Raw genomic sequence first — 16,403 nt, forward strand, 5'->3', positions numbered from 1 at the left:
CCGATAGACCGGTGGCTGTCTTTCCCCTCACCCCAGTCCTCTCCCAAAGGGAGAGGGGGCGGTCCGAGCCGGCTGACGTTAAGGTTTCATCCTGCACCGAACGGTCCCCTCTCCCTTTGGGAGAGGGTTAGGGTCGACCCGAGCGCAGATGTACCTCGTAGGAGCGGAGCTTCTCCGCGATGCTCCTTGGCGCGGTCGGCGATTCGTCAACAAGGCCCGCTAGTCGATACCCCCTCAAGCGGCAGGCAAAAAAAGACCGGCCCGAAGGCCGGTCGAGGATTACACCGGAGTGGAAACCGTCGAGCCTTAGGCGCGCTTGAGCACCAGGGTCAGGATGTCGTAGCTGGCCACCAGCTCGCCGAGCTGGTTGGTGACTTCCACGTCCCAGGCCACCACGCCCTGCGGTTCGCCCTTGGGGCTCTTCTTGCCCTGGTCGATCTTGCGCTTGCAGGTCAGGCGCGCCTGAATGGTGTCGCCGATGCCCACCGGGTTGATGAAGCGCAGGGTGTCCAGGCCGTAGTTGGCCAGCACCGGGCCGACGCCGGGGGAGACGAACAGGCCGGCCGCCGCCGAGAGCACGAAGTAGCCGTGGGCGATGCGCTTGCCGAACTGCGAGTCCTTGGCGGCCAGCTCGTCGAAGTGCATGTAGAAGTGGTCGCCCGACAGGCAGCCGAAGTTGACCAGGTCAGCCTCGGTGACGGTGCGGCGGTGGGTCAGCAGCGACTCGCCGATCTTCAGGTCGTCGAAGAAGCGGCGGAACGGGTGCACCTCGGTCTCGTAGACCTGGGCGCCGCGCACGTACTCGCCGGTGACGGCCATCAGCATGGTCGGCGAGCCCTGTACGGCAGTGCGCTGCAGGTAGTGCTTCACCGCGCGCAGGCCGCCCAGTTCCTCGCCGCCACCGGCGCGGCCTGGGCCGCCGTGCTTGAGCACCGGCAGCGGCGAGCCGTGGCCGGTGGATTCGGCGGCGGATTCGCGGTCGAGAATGTGCAGACGGCCTTGCAGCGCGCCCATGGCCGGTACGACCTTGGCGGCCACCTGCGGATCACGGGTGATCAGGCTGGCGACCAGGCTGCCCTTGCCGCGGGCGGCGAGGGCGACGGCTTCGTCGATGTCGTCGTAGGCCATCAGGGTAGTCACCGGGCCGAAGGCCTCGATGTCGTGGGCGCCGCCTTCGGCGTGCGGGTCGCGGCTGCGCAGCAGGGTCGGTGCGAAGAACGCGCCTTCGTTGACGCCATCGCCACGCGGGGCGAAGCCATCTTTCGCGCCGAACACCAGCTCGCTGGATTTCAGCAGGGCTTCCACGCGCTCGGCGACGTCGGCCTGCTGGGCATGGGAGGCGAGTGCGCCCATCTTCACGCCTTCCACCGACGGGTCACCGACCACCACCTTGGCCAGGCGCTCGCGCAGGCGTTCAGCGACGGCGTCGGCATGCTTGGCGGGAACGATGGCGCGGCGGATGGCGGTGCATTTCTGCCCGGCCTTGACGGTCATCTCGCGGGCCACTTCCTTGACGAAGAGGTCGAACTCCTCGTCGTCCGGGGTGACGTCCGGGGCGAGGATGGCGCAGTTCAGCGAGTCGGCCTCGGCGTTGAACGGCACGGAATTGCGGATCAGGTTGGGGTTCACCCGCAGCTTGGCGGCGGTGTCGGCGGAGCCGGTGAAGGTCACCACGTCCTGGCCCTGCAGGCGGTCCAGCAGGTCGCCGGTGCCGCCGATGATCAGCTGCAGGCTGCCGGCGGGGAGCAAACCGGACTCGTGCATCACGCGCACGGCGGCTTCGGTGATGTAACTGGTGGCGGTGGCCGGTTTGACGATGCACGGCATGCCGGCGAGGAAGCTCGGCGCGAATTTCTCCAGCATTCCCCAGATGGGGAAGTTGAAGGCGTTGATGTGCACGGCGATGCCGCCGCGCGGCACCAGGATGTGGCTGCCGGCGAACTTGCCGGTCTTGCCCAGCGGGATGGCCGGACCTTCGTGGACCACGTTGCCCGAGGGCAGCTCGCGGCCGCCGACGCCGGCATAGGCGAACAAGGTGCCGGCGCCGCCTTCGATGTCGATCCAGCTGTCGGCGCGAGTGGCGCCGCTGTGGCGGGAAATCTCGTAGAGCTGTTCCTTGCGCTCGGTCAGGTACAGCGCCAGGGCCTTCAGGCGCTGGGCGCGCTGCTGGAAGTCCATGGACATCAGTTCCTTGAGGCCCTGCTCGCGGGCATGGGCAACGGCTTCGGCGAAGTCCAGCGCCTCTTCGTGGGTGCGCGCGACGGTCTGGCCGTTGAGCGCGCTACGCAGCGCCTGGGCGCCGTGCTGGCCGACCCAGCGGCCGCCGATGAAACTTTGCAGGATTGGCTCTTGGGCCATGGTTGTCTTCCTCCGGATCGCTACGCAAGGGGCCGGCTTCTGCCGGTGACCGCCGCGCCGGGTGGGCGTTGGCGGCGCTTGATCAATTGGCGGAACTATGCCGCCGGATTAGGGGCGCCAGGGGCCTTGTGGGCCGCTGGCGGTGAAACTGATGCGTTACGTGTAGGAGCGAGCTTGCTCGCGAACCGATTGATGCTGGTGTATCGGTGGAGTGCGGTTCGCGAGCAAGCTCGCTCCTACGAAAAACGCAGAGCCAGTTCAGAGTTGGTCGAAGTCCAGGACGACGTTGTCGCTGACCGGGTACGCCTGGCAGCTCAGCACGTATCCCGCTGCCACTTCGTAGTCCTCCAGCGCGAAGTTGCTGTCCATCTCCACCTCGCCCGAGACCACCTTGCACTTGCAGGTCGAGCACACGCCGGCCTTGCAGGAGTAGGGCAGTTCGGCGCCCTGGGCGTTGCCGGCGTCGAGCACGCTGACGCTGTTGCGGGCCAGCTCGAAGGACAGCTCGCGGCCATCGCTGATGACGGTGATCTGGCTTTTCGCGCTGTCGATCGCGGCGGCGGCCTGGCGGGCCTCGCGCTTGCTCTCGCTGCCGGCGGCGGCGAACAGCTCGAAGTGGATGCGGTCGGCCGGCATGCCATTGCCCTTGAGCTGGTCGCGCACGGTCTCGGTCATCGCCTGCGGGCCGCAGATGAAGGCGGCGTCGAGGCTCTTCACGTCGAGCCAGCGGCTGAACAGCTGGCCGCATTTGTCGGCGTCGATACGGCCGTTGTAGAGGTCGACGTCCTGCTGTTCGCGGCTGAATACGAAGATCAGGTTCAGGCGCTGCAGGTAGCGGTTCTTCAGGTCTTCGAGCTGTTCGCGGAACATCGCAGCGTTGCTGGAGCGGTTGCCGTAGAGCAGGGTGATGCGGCTGTGCGGCTCGGTTTCCAGGGTGGTCTTGACGATCGACAGGATCGGCGTGATGCCGCTGCCGGCGGCGACCGCCAGGTAGTTACCGTGGCGCGCCGGGTCCAGGGCGACATTGAAGTGGCCGGCCGGCGGCATCACTTCCAGGCTGTGGCCGACCTTCAGCGTCTCGTTGGCGTAGGCGGAGAACCGCCCGCCCGGTACGCGCTTGATCGCCACGCGCAGCTCGCCGTCGTTGACGCCGCTGCAGATGGAATAGGAGCGGCGCACTTCCTCGCCGTCGAGCTGGGTGCGCATGACCAGGTGCTGGCCGTGCTGGAAGCGGAAGCTGTCGGCCAGCTCCGCCGGGACGTCGAAGGCGATGGACACGGCGTCGCGGGTTTCGGCGCGCACTTCCTTGATTTTCAGGCTGTGGAACTTGCTCATTGTTCTTCTCCGGCGGCGATGCCGCTCAGATGCACTTGAAGTAATCGAAAGGCTCACGGCAATCGATGCAGCGGTACAGCGCCTTGCAGGCGGTGGAACCGAACTGGCTGAGCTGCTCGGTGTGCAGGCTGCCGCACTGCGGACAGCGCACTTCCGGGGTCTCGCCCAGCAGGCTGCGCTTGCTGGTGCTGCCGGCTGGCGGGGCGATGCCGTAGTCGCGCAGTGCCTTGCGGCCCTCGTCGCTGATCCAGTCAGTAGTCCAGGCCGGGTCCAGGCGGCGCTCCAGCTGCGGCGCGGCGAAACCGGCGTGCTCCAGGGCGTGCTGGATGTCCTGCTCGATGACCTCGGTGGCCGGGCAGCCGGAGTAGGTCGGGGTGACCACCACGTGCAGGTGGCCATCCAGCCAGTCGAGCCCGCGCACGATGCCCAGATCGACCACGCTGACCACCGGCACTTCCGGGTCCATCACCGCGCCGAGCACGCTCCAGGCGCGGCTGAGGTCGTCAGCCGTGCCGGCGCGGGCGCCGCGGTCGCTGGTAATCAGCTCACCAGGTCGCATCGGGATAGGCCCGCTGGAGGAACTGCATCTCGGCCAGGAGGATGCCCAGGTGCTCGGTGTGCAGGCCGCGGCGGCCGCTGAGGTAGAAGTTCACCGCAGGCTCGGGCAGCGGCAGGGTCGCGGCGGCGAAGATGTCGGCGACCTTGGCTTTCCAGGCGGCTGCCAGCTCTTCGGGGTTCGGTGCCACGCTTTCGACGAACAGGCGCTGTTCCACTTCATCCGCGTTGCACAGCTCGACCGTGAAGCGCCACACCTGCGGGATGGCCGCGAGCATGCGCGCGTGGCTTTCCTCGGTGCCATCACCCAGGCGCTGCACCCACTCGGAAGAACGGCGCAGGTGGTAGGTGACTTCCTTCAGGCCCTTGGCGGCGATGGCCTTGATGCGCTCGTCGCTGGAGCTGCTCAGGGCGTGCAGCACATGGAAGTGCCAGGCGTCGTAGAGGAACTGCTTGGTCATGGTCACGGCGAAGTCGCCGTTGGGCTGCTCGACCAGCAGCAGGTTGCGGAAGGCGCGCTCGTCGCGGCGGAAGGCCAGGGCGTCGGCGTCGCGGCCGTCATCCAGCAGTTCCACGGCGTACTCGTACCAGTTGCGCGCCTGGCCCACGAGGTCGAGGCCGACGTTCATCAGCGCCAGTTCTTCTTCCAGTGCCGGGGCGTGGCCGCACCATTCGCACAGGCGCTGGCCCTGGATCAGGGCGCTGTCGGCAAGGCGCAGCAGGTATTCGATCTTGTCAGAGTTCGGGTTCATCGCACGCGTCTCACATGTGGCCGACTTCGGGCGGCAGCTCGTAGAAGCTGGCGTGGCGGTAGACCTTGTCCTGCGACGGGTCGAACAGCGGGTCCTTCTCGTCGGGGGAGGAGGCGGTGATCAGCGCGGAGGGCACGACCCACAGGCTCACACCTTCGTTGCGGCGGGTGTACAGCTCGCGGGCGTTCTCGATGGCCATGGCGGCGTCGGCGGCGTGGACGCTGCCGACGTGCTTGTGGTTCAGGCCGTGTTTGCTACGGACGAATACTTCGAACAAAGTCCACTCGGACATGACTTTTCTCTCCTCGCGACTCAGGCGGCGTCTTTTTTCTGTTGTTGTTTGCGGGCGTAGGCGACCGCGGCTTCGCGGACCCAGGCGCCGTCTTCGATGGCTTTGCGGCGGGTGGCGACGCGCTCGGTGTTGCACGGGCCGTTGCCCTTGAGCACTTCGTAGAACTCTTCCCACTGGATGTCGCCGAAGTCGTAGTGGCCGCGTTCCTCGTTCCACTTCAGGTGCGGGTCTGGGGCGGTGCAGCCGAGCAGCTCCAGTTGCGGCACTGTCTGGTCGATGAAGCGCTGGCGCAGTTCGTCGTTGCTCTGCCGCTTGATCTTCCAGGCCATGGACTGGGCGCTGTTGGGGGAGTCGGCGTCGCTGGGACCGAACATCATCAGGGCCGGCCACCAGAGGCGGTTGATGGCGTCCTGGACCATGTCCTTCTGCGCCTGGTTGCCGTGGCGCATCATGGTCAGGAGGATTTCGTAGCCCTGGCGCTGGTGGAAGCTCTCTTCCTTGCAGATGCGGATCATGGCGCGCGAGTACGGGCCGTAGGAGGTGCGCTGCAGCACCACCTGGTTGACGATCGCCGCACCATCCACCAGCCAGCCCACCGCGCCCATGTCGGCCCAGTTCAGCGTCGGGTAGTTGAAGATGCTGGAGTACTTGGCGCGGCCGCTGTGCAGCTTGGCGACCTCGGCGTCGCGGTCGGCGCCCAGGGTTTCCATGGCGCTGTAGAGGTAGAGGCCGTGGCCGGCTTCGTCCTGGATCTTCGCCATCAGCTGGAGCTTGCGCTTGAGGGTCGGTGCGCGGGTCACCCAGTTGCCCTCGGGCAGCATGCCGACGATCTCGGAGTGGGCGTGCTGGGAAATCTGCCGGATCAGCGTCTGGCGGTAGGCGTCGGGCATCCAGTTCTTCGCTTCGATCTTGATCTCGGCATCGATCTTTTCCTGGAAGGCGCGTTCTTCCGGTGACATCTCGTCCAGCGCCTTGATGCGCTTCACGCCGGTCTCAACCAGTTGTGCGTACATGCTGTGTCTCCAGCCTTTTGTCGTGTTCGTGGGACGGCCTTGGCCATGGCTGTATTTTTAAATGATACATAAATGAATGTCTAACACTAAATGATGTGTCGCAATTGGATTTTGTATCGCTTGGGCCGGCGCCGGGGGCTTTGGATTGGCGAGAAAAGGTCAGAATATCGCGATTAATTTAGCGAATGGCATTGAACGTGAAGGTAAGTTGCGGGGATTTTCTGCGCGGTTGTTGCACTTGATTGGCGGGCTGTTCTGAGTCGAAAGGCGACGAAGTGATACAAAAAAGATGTTTAGATGAATTGATTGCTAGTTGTTTGGTGGGTTTTGTAGGAGCGAGCTTGCTCGCGAACCGCCTAACTCCGTAGCCGCCGGAAAGCATGGTTCGCGAGCAATCTCGCTCCTACGAAGAGCCGGAAGGCGTCAGGCTTGGACGATCACCTCGAAGCCGCCGAAAATCATGCGTTGCCCGTCGAAGGGCATGTCGCTGAATTCGGTCTTCATCCGTGGGTCCTCCATAAACTTCTTCATGCCCGCGTCCCGCACTTCCTTGCTGGGCCAGGTGATCCAGGAGAACACCACGGTTTCGTCTTCCTTGAGCTTCACCGCCATGGGGAAGGAGGTCACCTTGCCCTCGGGCACGTCATTGCCCCAGCACTCGACGACGCCGAGCGCGCCATGCTCCTTGAACAGCGCCGCTGCCTTGCGCGCCACTTCTATGTAGCGTTCGCGGCTGGCGGTGGGTACCGGTACGAGGAAGCCATCGACATAGTTCATCGTTCATCTCCTGCGGGTGGGCGAGCAGCCGGATGCCGTCTGCTTTTGAGGAATAGTCGAAGGGCGGGCTGGGAGATCGACAGTAAAGATTGCTGGGGCGACGGGCGGTCGCGGTGTGGCGGGTAATTCCGGAGTTGGGTGTTCCCTCACCCTAACCCTCTCCCGGAGGGAGAGGGGACCGTTCGGTGTGAATGGAGATGCCGAGTCAGCCGGCGACTGAGAATCGCCCCCTCTCCCTCAGGAGCGGGGCGCGCAGCCAGGGCTGGGGTGAGGGCGGATCGGCGACGAATTATCAGAAAGCAAAAAGCCCCGCCGAAGCGGGGCTTTTTCATCACGCTGATCGATCAGCCCTTGGGCCGATTGTCATACACGTGGCAGGCCTTGCCTTCCGAGCGCTTGAGGCTGTGGGACGGCTGCACCAGCACGCGGGCGCTGATGCCGATGTGGGTTTTGATCTGCTTGCCCAGCTCGTTGCCGATGGCCTTCTGCTCGTCCGCCGAGAGCCCTTGCAGGTCGTGGCGCAGTTCGACGTGCACGTCGATGCAGTCGAGGTTGCCGTTGCGGTGCAGGTGGATCTCGTAGCACTCGGCGAGCTGCTTGATCTTCAGCACCTGCTCCTCGATCTGCGTCGGGAACACGTTCACTCCGCGGATGATCAGCATGTCGTCGCTGCGCCCGGTGATCTTGTCGATGCGCCGCATCGGCCGCGCGGTGCCCGGCAGCAGGCGGGTCAGGTCGCGGGTGCGGTAGCGGATCATCGGCAGCGCTTCCTTGGACAGCGAGGTGAACACCAGTTCGCCGTATTCGCCGTCGGGCAGTACGGCGCCGGTGGCCGGGTCGATGATCTCGGGGTAGAAGTGGTCTTCCCAGACGGTCGGGCCGTCCTTGGTTTCGGCGCATTCCATGGCCACGCCCGGGCCCATGATTTCCGAGAGGCCGTAGATGTCCAGGGCGGTGATGCCCATGCGTTCCTCCACGGCGCGGCGCAGCTCGGCGGTCCAGGGTTCGGCGCCGAAGATGCCCAGGCGCAGCTTGAGGCTGTGCGGGTCGATGCCCTGGCGCTCGATCTCGTCGGCGATGTTGAGCATGTAGGACGGGGTGACCATGATGATGTCCGGCTGGAAGTCGCGGATCAGCTGGACCTGCTTCTCGGTCTGGCCGCCGGACATGGGGATCACGGTGCAGCCCAGGCGCTCGGCGCCGTAGTGCGCGCCCAGGCCGCCGGTGAACAGGCCGTAGCCGTAGGACACGTGCACCTTGTCACCCTTGCGGCCGCCGGCGGCGCGGATGGAGCGGGCGACCACGTTGGCCCAGGTGTCGATGTCGTTCTGCGTGTAGCCGACCACGGTGGGTTTGCCGGTGGTGCCGCTGGAGGCGTGCAGGCGCACGATCTCGCTCTGCGGCACGGCGAACATGCCGTAGGGGTAGTTGTCGCGCAGGTCGTTCTTGCCGGTGAAGGGGAACTTCGCCAGGTCTTCCAGGGTTTTCAGGTCGTCGGGGTGGACGCCCGCCGCGTCGAAGCGCTGGCGGTACAGCGGGACGTTGTCGTAGGCGTGCTTGAGGCTCCAGCGCAGGCGCTCCAGCTGGTGCTGGCGCAGCTCGTCGACACTGGCGGTTTCCATCGGGTCAAGCAGGGCACGTTCGGCATCATGGTACATGTTCATGGGTTCACTCGATTTGTTCTTGTACGCCAGCCCGGGTGCGGGCTGCGAGTGTCATGGGAGCAGGATAACGCCCCCGTTCGCGGAAAGTTTCGAACCCCTGTCAGAGATGTTGCTCTGCCTGCCAGGCGGTGGCTTTCACGACTGGCGGTACGGGGTTCGAAACTTCTGTGGGTTCAGATCCGTTCGATGATCAGCGCGATGCCCTGGCCGACGCCGATGCACATGGTGCACAGGGCGTAGCGGCCGCCGCGTTCTTCCAGTTCATGCAGGGCGGTGGTGACCAGGCGCGCGCCGCTCATGCCCAGCGGATGGCCGAGGGCGATGGCGCCGCCGTTGGGGTTCACCCGTGCGTCGTCATCCTTCAGGCCCAGCTCGCGCAGCACGGCCAGGCCCTGGGCGGCGAAGGCTTCGTTCAGCTCGATCACGTCCATGTCGTTCAGCGCCAGGCCGGCCAGCTCCAGCACCTTGCGGGTCGCCGGCACCGGGCCGATGCCCATGATGCGTGGCTCGACGCCGGCGGTGGCCATGGCCACCACGCGGGCGCGGGCCTTCAGGCCGTGGCGCGCGGCGGCCGCCGGGGTCGCCATCAGCAGGGCGCAGGCGCCGTCGTTGACCCCCGAGGCGTTGCCGGCGGTGACGCTGCCGCCTTCGCGGAACGGCGTGCCGAGCTTGGCCAGTTGCTCCAGGGTGGTATCGCCGCGCGGGTGTTCATCCTGCTCGACCAGCTTGGCCGGGCCCTTGCGCTGGGGAATCTCCACCGGGACGATTTCCTTCGCCAGGCGGCCGTTGGCCTGGGCGGCGGCGGCCTTGTGCTGGCTGCGCAGGGCGAAGGCGTCCTGGTCGGCGCGGCTGATGTTGAACTGCTCGGCGACGTTCTCGGCGGTCTCCGGCATGGAGTCGATGCCGAACTGCTGCTTCATCAGTTTGTTGACGAAGCGCCAGCCAATGGTGGTGTCGAAGATTTCCGCGCTGCGGCCGAAGGCCTGCTCGGACTTGCCCATCACGAAGGGCGCGCGGGACATGGATTCCACGCCGCCGGCCAGCATCAGCCCGGCCTCGTTGCAGCGCAGGGCGCGCGCGGCGCTGCCCACGGCGTCCAGGCCCGAGCCGCACAGGCGGTTCAGCGTGGTGCCGGGCACGGTCACCGGCAGGCCGGCCAGCAGCGAGGCCATGTGTGCGACGTTGCGGTTGTCCTCGCCGGCCTGGTTGGCGCAGCCGAAGATCACGTCATCGATGGCGCTCCAGTCCAGCTCCGGGTGGCGCTGCATCAGGGCCTTCATCGGGATGGCCGCGAGGTCGTCGGCGCGCACGCCGGACAGGGCGCCGGCGTAGCGGCCGATGGGCGTGCGCACGGCGTCGATGATCAGGGCGTCGGTCATATCGCTCATTCGGAGGTCTCCTGCGCCAGCACGGTGCCGCGCACTTTGTAGGATTTGCCGTGGAACAGGGCGATCAGTTGGCCCTGGGAATTCTCGATGCGCACGTCGTAGTTGCCGGTGCGGCCGCTGCGGCTCTGCTCGCAGGCGCTGGCGGTCAGCTCGTCGCCCTCGCGGGCCGGCGCCACGAAATCGATGCTGCAGCCGATGGCGACGGTGGCGTCGTTGTAGCTGTTGCAGGCGAAGGCGAAGGCCGAGTCGGCCAGGGCGAACAGGTAACCGCCGTGGCAGGTGCCGTGGCCCTGGATCATGTCCTCGCACACACGCATCGACAGCTTCGAACTGCCGGGGCCGGCATCCAGCAGCTGGATGCCCATGCGCCGGGTGGCCTGGTCGCGCTCATACATGGCCTCGGCGCAGGTCAGGGCCAGTCGGCTGGCGTCAGCCATGGAAGGTTCTCCCCTCGGCGTGCAGGCGGCGCAGCAACAGGGACGGGCGATAGCGGTCCTCGCCGTAGGCGGCCTGCAGGTTGTCCAGCACGTGCAGTACGCAGCCGATGCCGATTTGCCCGGCCCAGGCCAGTGGGCCCTGCGGGTAGTTCACCCCGGCACGCATGGCGAGGTCGATGTCGCCGGCGCTGCCCACGCCGTGCAGCACGGCATCGGCGCCTTCGTTGGCGAGCATGGCGACGGTGCGCAGCACGGCGAGGCCGGGGCTGTCGCTCAGGCGGCTGGCGGAGATGCCGGCCCTGGCGAGCAGGGCGACGGCCTGGTCGAGCGCTTCGGGCGTGGTGTCCGCCGAGGTGGAAATGCCCAGGCGCGAAGCCTTGGTGTAATCCAGTGCGAGGTCGATCAGCACCAGGTTGCGCAGGCCGTCTTGCTTGGCGCGCTGGCTGGCGAGGCGGCCGTCGGACAGCGCGATCACTGCATCGCCGACGCGCAGCAGGCCGCTGCCGGCGCGCTGGACAACTTCGATGCCGGCATCTATCAGGCGCTGGGCCAGCGGCTGGGCGACGCCCAGGTTGCCTTCCAGCACGCAGGTGTTCACGGTGGCGGCACTGCTCAGGCTGGCCGGCTGCGGGCGCTCGGCGCCTTCGGCGTAGTCATAGAAACCCTGGCCGCTCTTGCGGCCGAGGCGGCCGGCGTCCACCAGTTCCTTCTGGATCAGCGAGGGCTGGAAGCGGAAGTCGCCGTAGTAGGCGGCGAACACCGAACAGGTCACTGCGTAGTTGACGTCATGGCCGATCAGGTCGGTCAGCTCGAAGGCGCCCATGCGGAAGCCGCCGGCGTCGCGCATCAGCGCATCCAGCGTGGCGCAGTCGGCGGCGCCTTCCTGCAGCAAGCGCAGGCTCTCGGCATAGAAGGGGCGCGCCACGCGGTTGACGATGAAGCCGGGCGTGGATTGGGTGTGGACCGGCTTCTTGCCCCAGGCGAGCGAGGTGGCGTAGAGGCTGTCAGCCAGCGCCGGATCGGTGGCGAGGCCGGAGACGATCTCCACCAGCGGCATCAGCGGCGCCGGGTTGAAGAAGTGCATGCCGACCACCTGCTGCGGGCGTTTGAGGCCGGCGGCGAGGCTGGTGATGGACAGCGAGGAGGTGTTGCTGGCGAGGATGCAGTCCTCGGCGCACAGCGCTTCCAGCTGCTGGAACAGGCCGCGCTTGACCTCCAGGTTCTCGACGATGGCTTCGATCACCAGCTTCGAGTCGGCCAGCGCCTCGACGGCTTCCACCGGTTGCAGGCGTGCAACGATGGCGGCTCGTTCCTCCGCGCCCAGCTTGCCTTTCTCCACCAGGCGACCGAGTTGGCGGTCGATGCCATCGATGGCCTGGGCGGCAGCGCCGGGGCGGTTGTCATGGAGCTTCACCGGGTGACCGGCCTGGGCGGCGACCTGGGCAATGCCCGCGCCCATGGCGCCGGCGCCGATCACCGCGACTTTCGCGTCTTGCAGTAATGCGCTCATCGATCAGCGGCCCTTGAAGCTGGGGGTGCGTTTTTCCATGAAGGCGGACACGCCCTCGCGGTAGTCCTCACTGCGGCCGGCCAGGCGCTGCAAGTCGCGCTCCAGTTCCAGCTGCTCGTCGAAGCTGTTGTTCAGGCTGGCGTTGAGGCTGCGCTTGATCAGCGCCAGGCCATAGGTCGGCTGGGTGGCGAGGTGGCGGGCGAGCTTCAGGGCTTCTTCGCGCAGGTTGGCGTCATCCACCACTTGGTAGATCAGACCCCATCGCTCGGCCTGTTCGGCTGTGAGGCGGTTGCCCAGCAGCGCGAGAGCCTTGGCGCGGGCCATGCCGACCAGGCGCGGCAGGGTCCAGGTGCCGCCGGAATCGGGGATCAGGCCGATCTTGCAGAAGGCCTGGATGAAGCTGGCCGAGCGCGCCGCCAGCACCAGGTCGCAGGCCAGAGGGATGTTCGCGCCGGCACCAGCGGCTACGCCGTTGACCGCGCAGATGACCGGCAGCGGCAGGTCGCGCAAGGTGCGGATCAGCGGGTTGTAGAACTGTTCGATGGACTGGCCCAGGTCGGGCATGTCCGCGCCGGGGGCGACGTTGCGATCGGACAGGTCCTGGCCTGCGCAGAAGCCGCGGCCTTCGCCGGTCAGCAGCAGGACGCGGGCTTCCGGGTTCTGCCGGACCTGCTTGAGTGCTTCGCGCACTTCGCCATGCATGGCGGCGTTGAAGCTGTTGAGCTGCTCCGGGCGGTTCAGGCTGAGGAGGGCGACGCCGTCCTCGATGGAAAACAGGATGTGCTCGAAGTTCATGGGCGGACTCGCTCCATCAATGGGCAATAGGAGAAGGGGCTCAGCAGCCCTGATAGACGGGTTTGCGCTTTTCCTGGAAAGCACTGATGCCCTCATTGCGGTCGGCAGTGCCGGCCAGCAGGGTGAAGGCGTGACGTTCGAAGCGCAGGCCGGTGGCCAGATCGGTGTCCTGCGCCTTGAGCAGCGCTTCCTTGGCCAGGCGCACGGCCAGCGGCGCCTTGGCGGCGATGCTGCGGGCTATCTGCAGGGCGCGCTCGACGGTGAATTCAGGCTGGGTGACTTCGCTGACCAGGCCGGCGCGCTGGGCGTGGCGGGCGTCGATGGCTTCGCCGGTGAGCACCATCTGCATCGCCAGTGGCTTGCCCACGGCGCGCAGCAGGCGCTGGGTGCCGCCGGCACCGGGCATGATGCCGAGGTTGATTTCCGGCTGGCCGAAGCGGGCGTCTTCGCCGGCGACGAGGATGTCGGCGTGCATCGCCAGCTCGCAGCCGCCGCCCAGGGCGAAGCCGTTGACGGCGGCGATCAGCGGCTTGGAGAAGGCGGCGATGCGCTGCCAGTAGCCGACGCGGGGGTCATTGAGGATGCCGACCAGGTCGCGCTCGGCCATCTCCTTGATGTCGGCGCCGGCGGCGAAGGCCTTGCGGCTGCCGGTCAGCACCACGGCGCGGGTTTCGCTGTCCTGCTCGGCGGCGTCGAGTTCGGCGGCCAGTTCGCCGAGCAGTTCGGTGTTCAGTGCGTTCAGCGCCTCGGGACGCTGCAGGGTGATCAGGCGGACGCCCGCTTCAGGCATCTGAACGGCAAGGGTGCGAGGCATGACATCGTCCTCAGGCTGCACGCACGGCATCGCAGGCCGGCTCATTGTTGGAATCCAGGGTATGTCCTGCGCGGTAGGCGGAGGTCTCCCGGGTTTTCCGCAGTATATGCCTAAAGCGATACAAAACAACAAGTGCAAAATGTATTTGTGTGTCTTGTATTGGGTCGGTTTCGAATTTTCCCCACGCTCGCATTTCGGGTTGTCGGTCAGAAATGGCGGGCTTCTGAAGCGATGTTGCCGTTTGTCGGTGGCTCTGTTGAGGCTTGTTGAAAGCGATACGGCGTGTGGTGCTTTCCTGTTTCAAAATGATGTGATACAAAATCTGAAAGCAAGTTGATCGCTTTGCGAAGTGTCCCGCCCCTTGCGTCGCGTGCACCGCCACAACTACTAGAAGAGGAATCCCCATGTCGTCCGCCGCCCAGGCCTCCGCCCTCGAACTGTTCGAGCATCACCGCGCCACCCTCGAACGCGCCGTGGAGGCCATCGCCCGCCGCGACTACTGGTCGCCCCACGGGGAAAGCCTCAAGCAGTATCCGGAGGAGTCGGTGAAGGGCGCCCAGGCGGCATTCGAGGCCTTGCTCAACCGCCATTTCCAATTGCAGGGACCGCAAGCCGTTGGCCACGCTGGCGCCGAGCGCTCGCCCTATGGCTTCGATCTGGGCGTGACCTACGACCAGTACGACACCGATGAATTGCTGAACCGCCAGCAGCAAGCCCTGCCGGCCTGGCGCGATGCCGGGGCCAAGGCTCGCGTTGGCGCCTGCCTGGAGATCGTCCGGCGTCTGGCGGCGTTGAGCCCGACCATGGCTCATGCGGTAATGCACACCAGCGGGCAGGGCTACATGATGGCCTTCCAGGCTGGCGGCGCCCACGCGCAGGACCGAGCCCTGGAAGCGCTGGCCTACGCCTGGCGGGCCATGGCCGAAGTACCGGAAACCGCCTGCTGGACCAAGCCGCAGGGCAAGGCCGAGCCGCTGGTGCTGGACAAGCGCTGGCATATCGTCCCGCGTGGCCTGGCGCTGGTGATCGGTTGCGCCACCTTCCCGACCTGGAACACTTATCCGGGCCTGTTCGCCAGCCTGGTCACTGGCAACCCGGTACTGGTCAAGCCGCACCCGGCGGCTATCCTGCCGGTGGCGATGAGCGTCCGGGTGGCGCAGGAGGTTCTCGGCGAGCTGGGCTTCGATCCGGCGCTGGTCAGCCTGGTGGTGGATACTGCCGAAGCACCGGTCAGCCAGGTGCTGGCCCTCGATCCGCGGGTGAAACTGGTCGACTTCACCGGCTCCAGTGCCTTCGGCAACTGGCTCGAAGACAACGCCCGCCAGGCCCAGGTGTTCACCGAGAAGGCCGGCGTCAACAGCGTGATCATCGACAGCATGCGCGACCTCAAGGCCGTGACGCGTAACCTGGCCTTCAGCCTCAGCCTGTATTCCGGACAGATGTGCACCACCACCCAGGCCATCTACGTGCCGCGCGGCGGCATCCGCAATGGCGCGGAGCATGTCAGCTTCGACGAGGTCGCCCAGGCGCTGGCCGGTGCCGTGCGTGGCTTCCTTGCCGACAACGAGCGCGCCTGCGGTGTGCTTGGCGCGATCCAGTCCGAGGCGACCGCCGAACGCATTCTGGCCTGCCGCGAACTGGGCGAGGTCCTGCTCGACAGCGAGTGCCGTGAACACCCGCAGTTCCCCGGAGCCCGCGTGCGCACGCCGCTGCTGCTCAAGGTCGATGCCGCCGACCGCGCCGCGTTCGGCGAGGAGCGCTTCGGCCCGATCGCCTTCGTCATCGCCACCGATGACAGCGCCCACAGCCTGCAGGTGGCCGGCGACGTATTGAAAGAGAAGGGCGCCATGACCCTGGGCGTCTACTCCACGGACGCTGACTTCCTCGACCGGGCGGAGAGCTTCGCCCAGGACGTGGCGGTGTCGCTGTCGGTGAACTTCGACGGCGGCGTGTTCGTCAACCAGTCGGCGGCCTTCAGCGACTTCCACGCCACCGGTGGCAACCCCACGGCGAACGCATCAATCACCGATGGCGCCTTCGTGACGCGGCGCTTCGTGGTGGTGCAGAGCCGCCGTCACGCACCGGTGGAGGGCGCCTGAGATGCCGTGCTACAGCCTGGACGGGGTGACCCCGGTGGTGCACCCGACCGCTTTTGTTCATCCGACCGCCGTACTGATCGGTGACGTGATCGTCGGTCCGGGTTGCTATATCGGCCCGCTGGCGGCATTGCGCGGCGATTTCGGGCGGATCGTCCTGGAAGAGGGGGCCAACTTGCAGGATACCTGCGTGATGCACGGCTTCCCCAACAGCGACACCGTGGTCGAGCGCAATGGCCATGTCGGCCACGGTGCGGTGCTGCATGGCTGCGTCGTCGGTGCCGATGCGCTGGTGGGGATGAACGCGGTGGTGATGGACAACGCCCGGATTGGCGAACGTTCCATCGTTTCCGCCGCCGCCTTCGTCAAGGCCGGCTTCGAATGCCCGCCACAGAGCCTGGTGATGGGCGCGCCTGCTGCCGTGAAGCGCGTGCTGAGCGACGAGGAGGTGGCCTGGAAGCAACGTGGCACCCGCGAATACCAGGAGCTGGCCCGGCGCTGCCTGGCAAGCCTGGTGGAATGCGCGCCGCTGGCGGAAGTGGAGGCGGACCGCCCGCGCATGGGCGATTCGGGAGTGCGCCCCAAAGGGGACAACTCCCAATGACCACTGGGGTTCA

15 protein-coding genes are annotated in these 16,403 nt (G+C 66.5%); 2 read left to right on the plus strand and 13 right to left on the minus strand.

Translation table 11 applies throughout. From position 1 onward, the window contains the following. Positions 1–306 precede the first annotated feature (306 nt). The 13 genes from paaZ to paaF form a co-directional block, all read right to left on the minus strand. Positions 307–2,358, minus strand: a complete 2,052-nt coding sequence (gene paaZ, locus ACNFBT_RS22470; protein ID WP_416752948.1) for a phenylacetic acid degradation bifunctional protein PaaZ — start codon at positions 2,356–2,358, stop codon at positions 307–309. A 258-nt stretch (positions 2,359–2,616) separates the two neighbouring features. Next, a complete protein-coding gene (gene paaE / locus ACNFBT_RS22475; RefSeq protein WP_207886818.1) occupies positions 2,617–3,693 on the minus strand; it encodes a 1,2-phenylacetyl-CoA epoxidase subunit PaaE in 1,077 nt (358 codons plus the stop codon). Between the two features lie 25 nt (positions 3,694–3,718). After that, positions 3,719–4,252, minus strand: coding sequence for a 1,2-phenylacetyl-CoA epoxidase subunit PaaD (gene paaD / locus ACNFBT_RS22480; protein ID WP_207886817.1), 534 nt, complete (start codon positions 4,250–4,252; stop codon positions 3,719–3,721). Beyond that, positions 4,239–5,000: a 1,2-phenylacetyl-CoA epoxidase subunit PaaC gene (gene paaC, locus ACNFBT_RS22485; protein WP_416752949.1), complete on the minus strand. Its 762-nt coding sequence runs from the start codon at positions 4,998–5,000 to the stop codon at positions 4,239–4,241. The genes paaD and paaC overlap by 14 nt, the downstream gene beginning before the upstream one ends. 10 nt (positions 5,001–5,010) lie before the next feature. Next, positions 5,011–5,292 carry a 1,2-phenylacetyl-CoA epoxidase subunit PaaB gene (gene paaB, locus ACNFBT_RS22490; protein WP_017520939.1) on the minus strand — a complete coding sequence of 94 codons (282 nt, stop codon included), beginning with the start codon at positions 5,290–5,292 and terminating at the stop codon, positions 5,011–5,013. Positions 5,293–5,312: 20 nt separating this feature from the next. Then, entirely contained in the window at positions 5,313–6,305 is a 993-nt protein-coding gene (gene paaA, locus ACNFBT_RS22495) for a 1,2-phenylacetyl-CoA epoxidase subunit PaaA (RefSeq protein WP_207886815.1), read from the minus strand. A 423-nt stretch (positions 6,306–6,728) separates the two neighbouring features. Further along, positions 6,729–7,082, minus strand: a complete 354-nt coding sequence (locus tag ACNFBT_RS22500; RefSeq protein WP_416752950.1) for a DUF1428 domain-containing protein — start codon at positions 7,080–7,082, stop codon at positions 6,729–6,731. A gap of 344 nt (positions 7,083–7,426) precedes the next feature. After that, positions 7,427–8,746 (minus strand): phenylacetate--CoA ligase PaaK, encoded by a 1,320-nt coding sequence (gene paaK, locus ACNFBT_RS22505; RefSeq protein WP_416752951.1) that lies wholly within the window; start codon positions 8,744–8,746, stop codon positions 7,427–7,429. A 173-nt stretch (positions 8,747–8,919) separates the two neighbouring features. Next, positions 8,920–10,125, minus strand: coding sequence for a 3-oxoadipyl-CoA thiolase (pcaF, locus tag ACNFBT_RS22510; RefSeq protein ID WP_416753126.1), 1,206 nt, complete (start codon positions 10,123–10,125; stop codon positions 8,920–8,922). A 5-nt stretch (positions 10,126–10,130) separates the two neighbouring features. Beyond that, positions 10,131–10,571: a hydroxyphenylacetyl-CoA thioesterase PaaI gene (gene paaI / locus ACNFBT_RS22515; protein ID WP_416752952.1), complete on the minus strand. Its 441-nt coding sequence runs from the start codon at positions 10,569–10,571 to the stop codon at positions 10,131–10,133. Beyond that, positions 10,564–12,081 (minus strand): 3-hydroxyacyl-CoA dehydrogenase PaaH, encoded by a 1,518-nt coding sequence (gene paaH / locus ACNFBT_RS22520; RefSeq protein ID WP_416752953.1) that lies wholly within the window; start codon positions 12,079–12,081, stop codon positions 10,564–10,566. The genes paaI and paaH overlap by 8 nt, the downstream gene beginning before the upstream one ends. 3 nt (positions 12,082–12,084) lie before the next feature. Beyond that, positions 12,085–12,876: a 2-(1,2-epoxy-1,2-dihydrophenyl)acetyl-CoA isomerase PaaG gene (paaG, locus tag ACNFBT_RS22525; RefSeq protein WP_416752954.1), complete on the minus strand. Its 792-nt coding sequence runs from the start codon at positions 12,874–12,876 to the stop codon at positions 12,085–12,087. 40 nt (positions 12,877–12,916) lie between these two features. Then, positions 12,917–13,690 (minus strand): 2,3-dehydroadipyl-CoA hydratase PaaF, encoded by a 774-nt coding sequence (gene paaF, locus ACNFBT_RS22530; protein WP_207886808.1) that lies wholly within the window; start codon positions 13,688–13,690, stop codon positions 12,917–12,919. Positions 13,691–14,094: 404 nt separating this feature from the next. Here paaF and paaN point away from each other — a divergent pair, with 404 nt between their 5' ends. Further along, positions 14,095–15,789 carry a phenylacetic acid degradation protein PaaN gene (gene paaN, locus ACNFBT_RS22535; RefSeq protein WP_416752955.1) on the plus strand — a complete coding sequence of 565 codons (1,695 nt, stop codon included), beginning with the start codon at positions 14,095–14,097 and terminating at the stop codon, positions 15,787–15,789. Position 15,790: 1 nt separating this feature from the next. After that, positions 15,791–16,390: a phenylacetic acid degradation protein PaaY gene (gene paaY / locus ACNFBT_RS22540; protein WP_416752956.1), complete on the plus strand. Its 600-nt coding sequence runs from the start codon at positions 15,791–15,793 to the stop codon at positions 16,388–16,390. Positions 16,391–16,403: the final 13 nt, after the last annotated feature.

Source organism: Pseudomonas sp. NY15181 (assembly GCF_048068055.1).
Lineage (GTDB): Bacteria > Pseudomonadota > Gammaproteobacteria > Pseudomonadales > Pseudomonadaceae > Pseudomonas.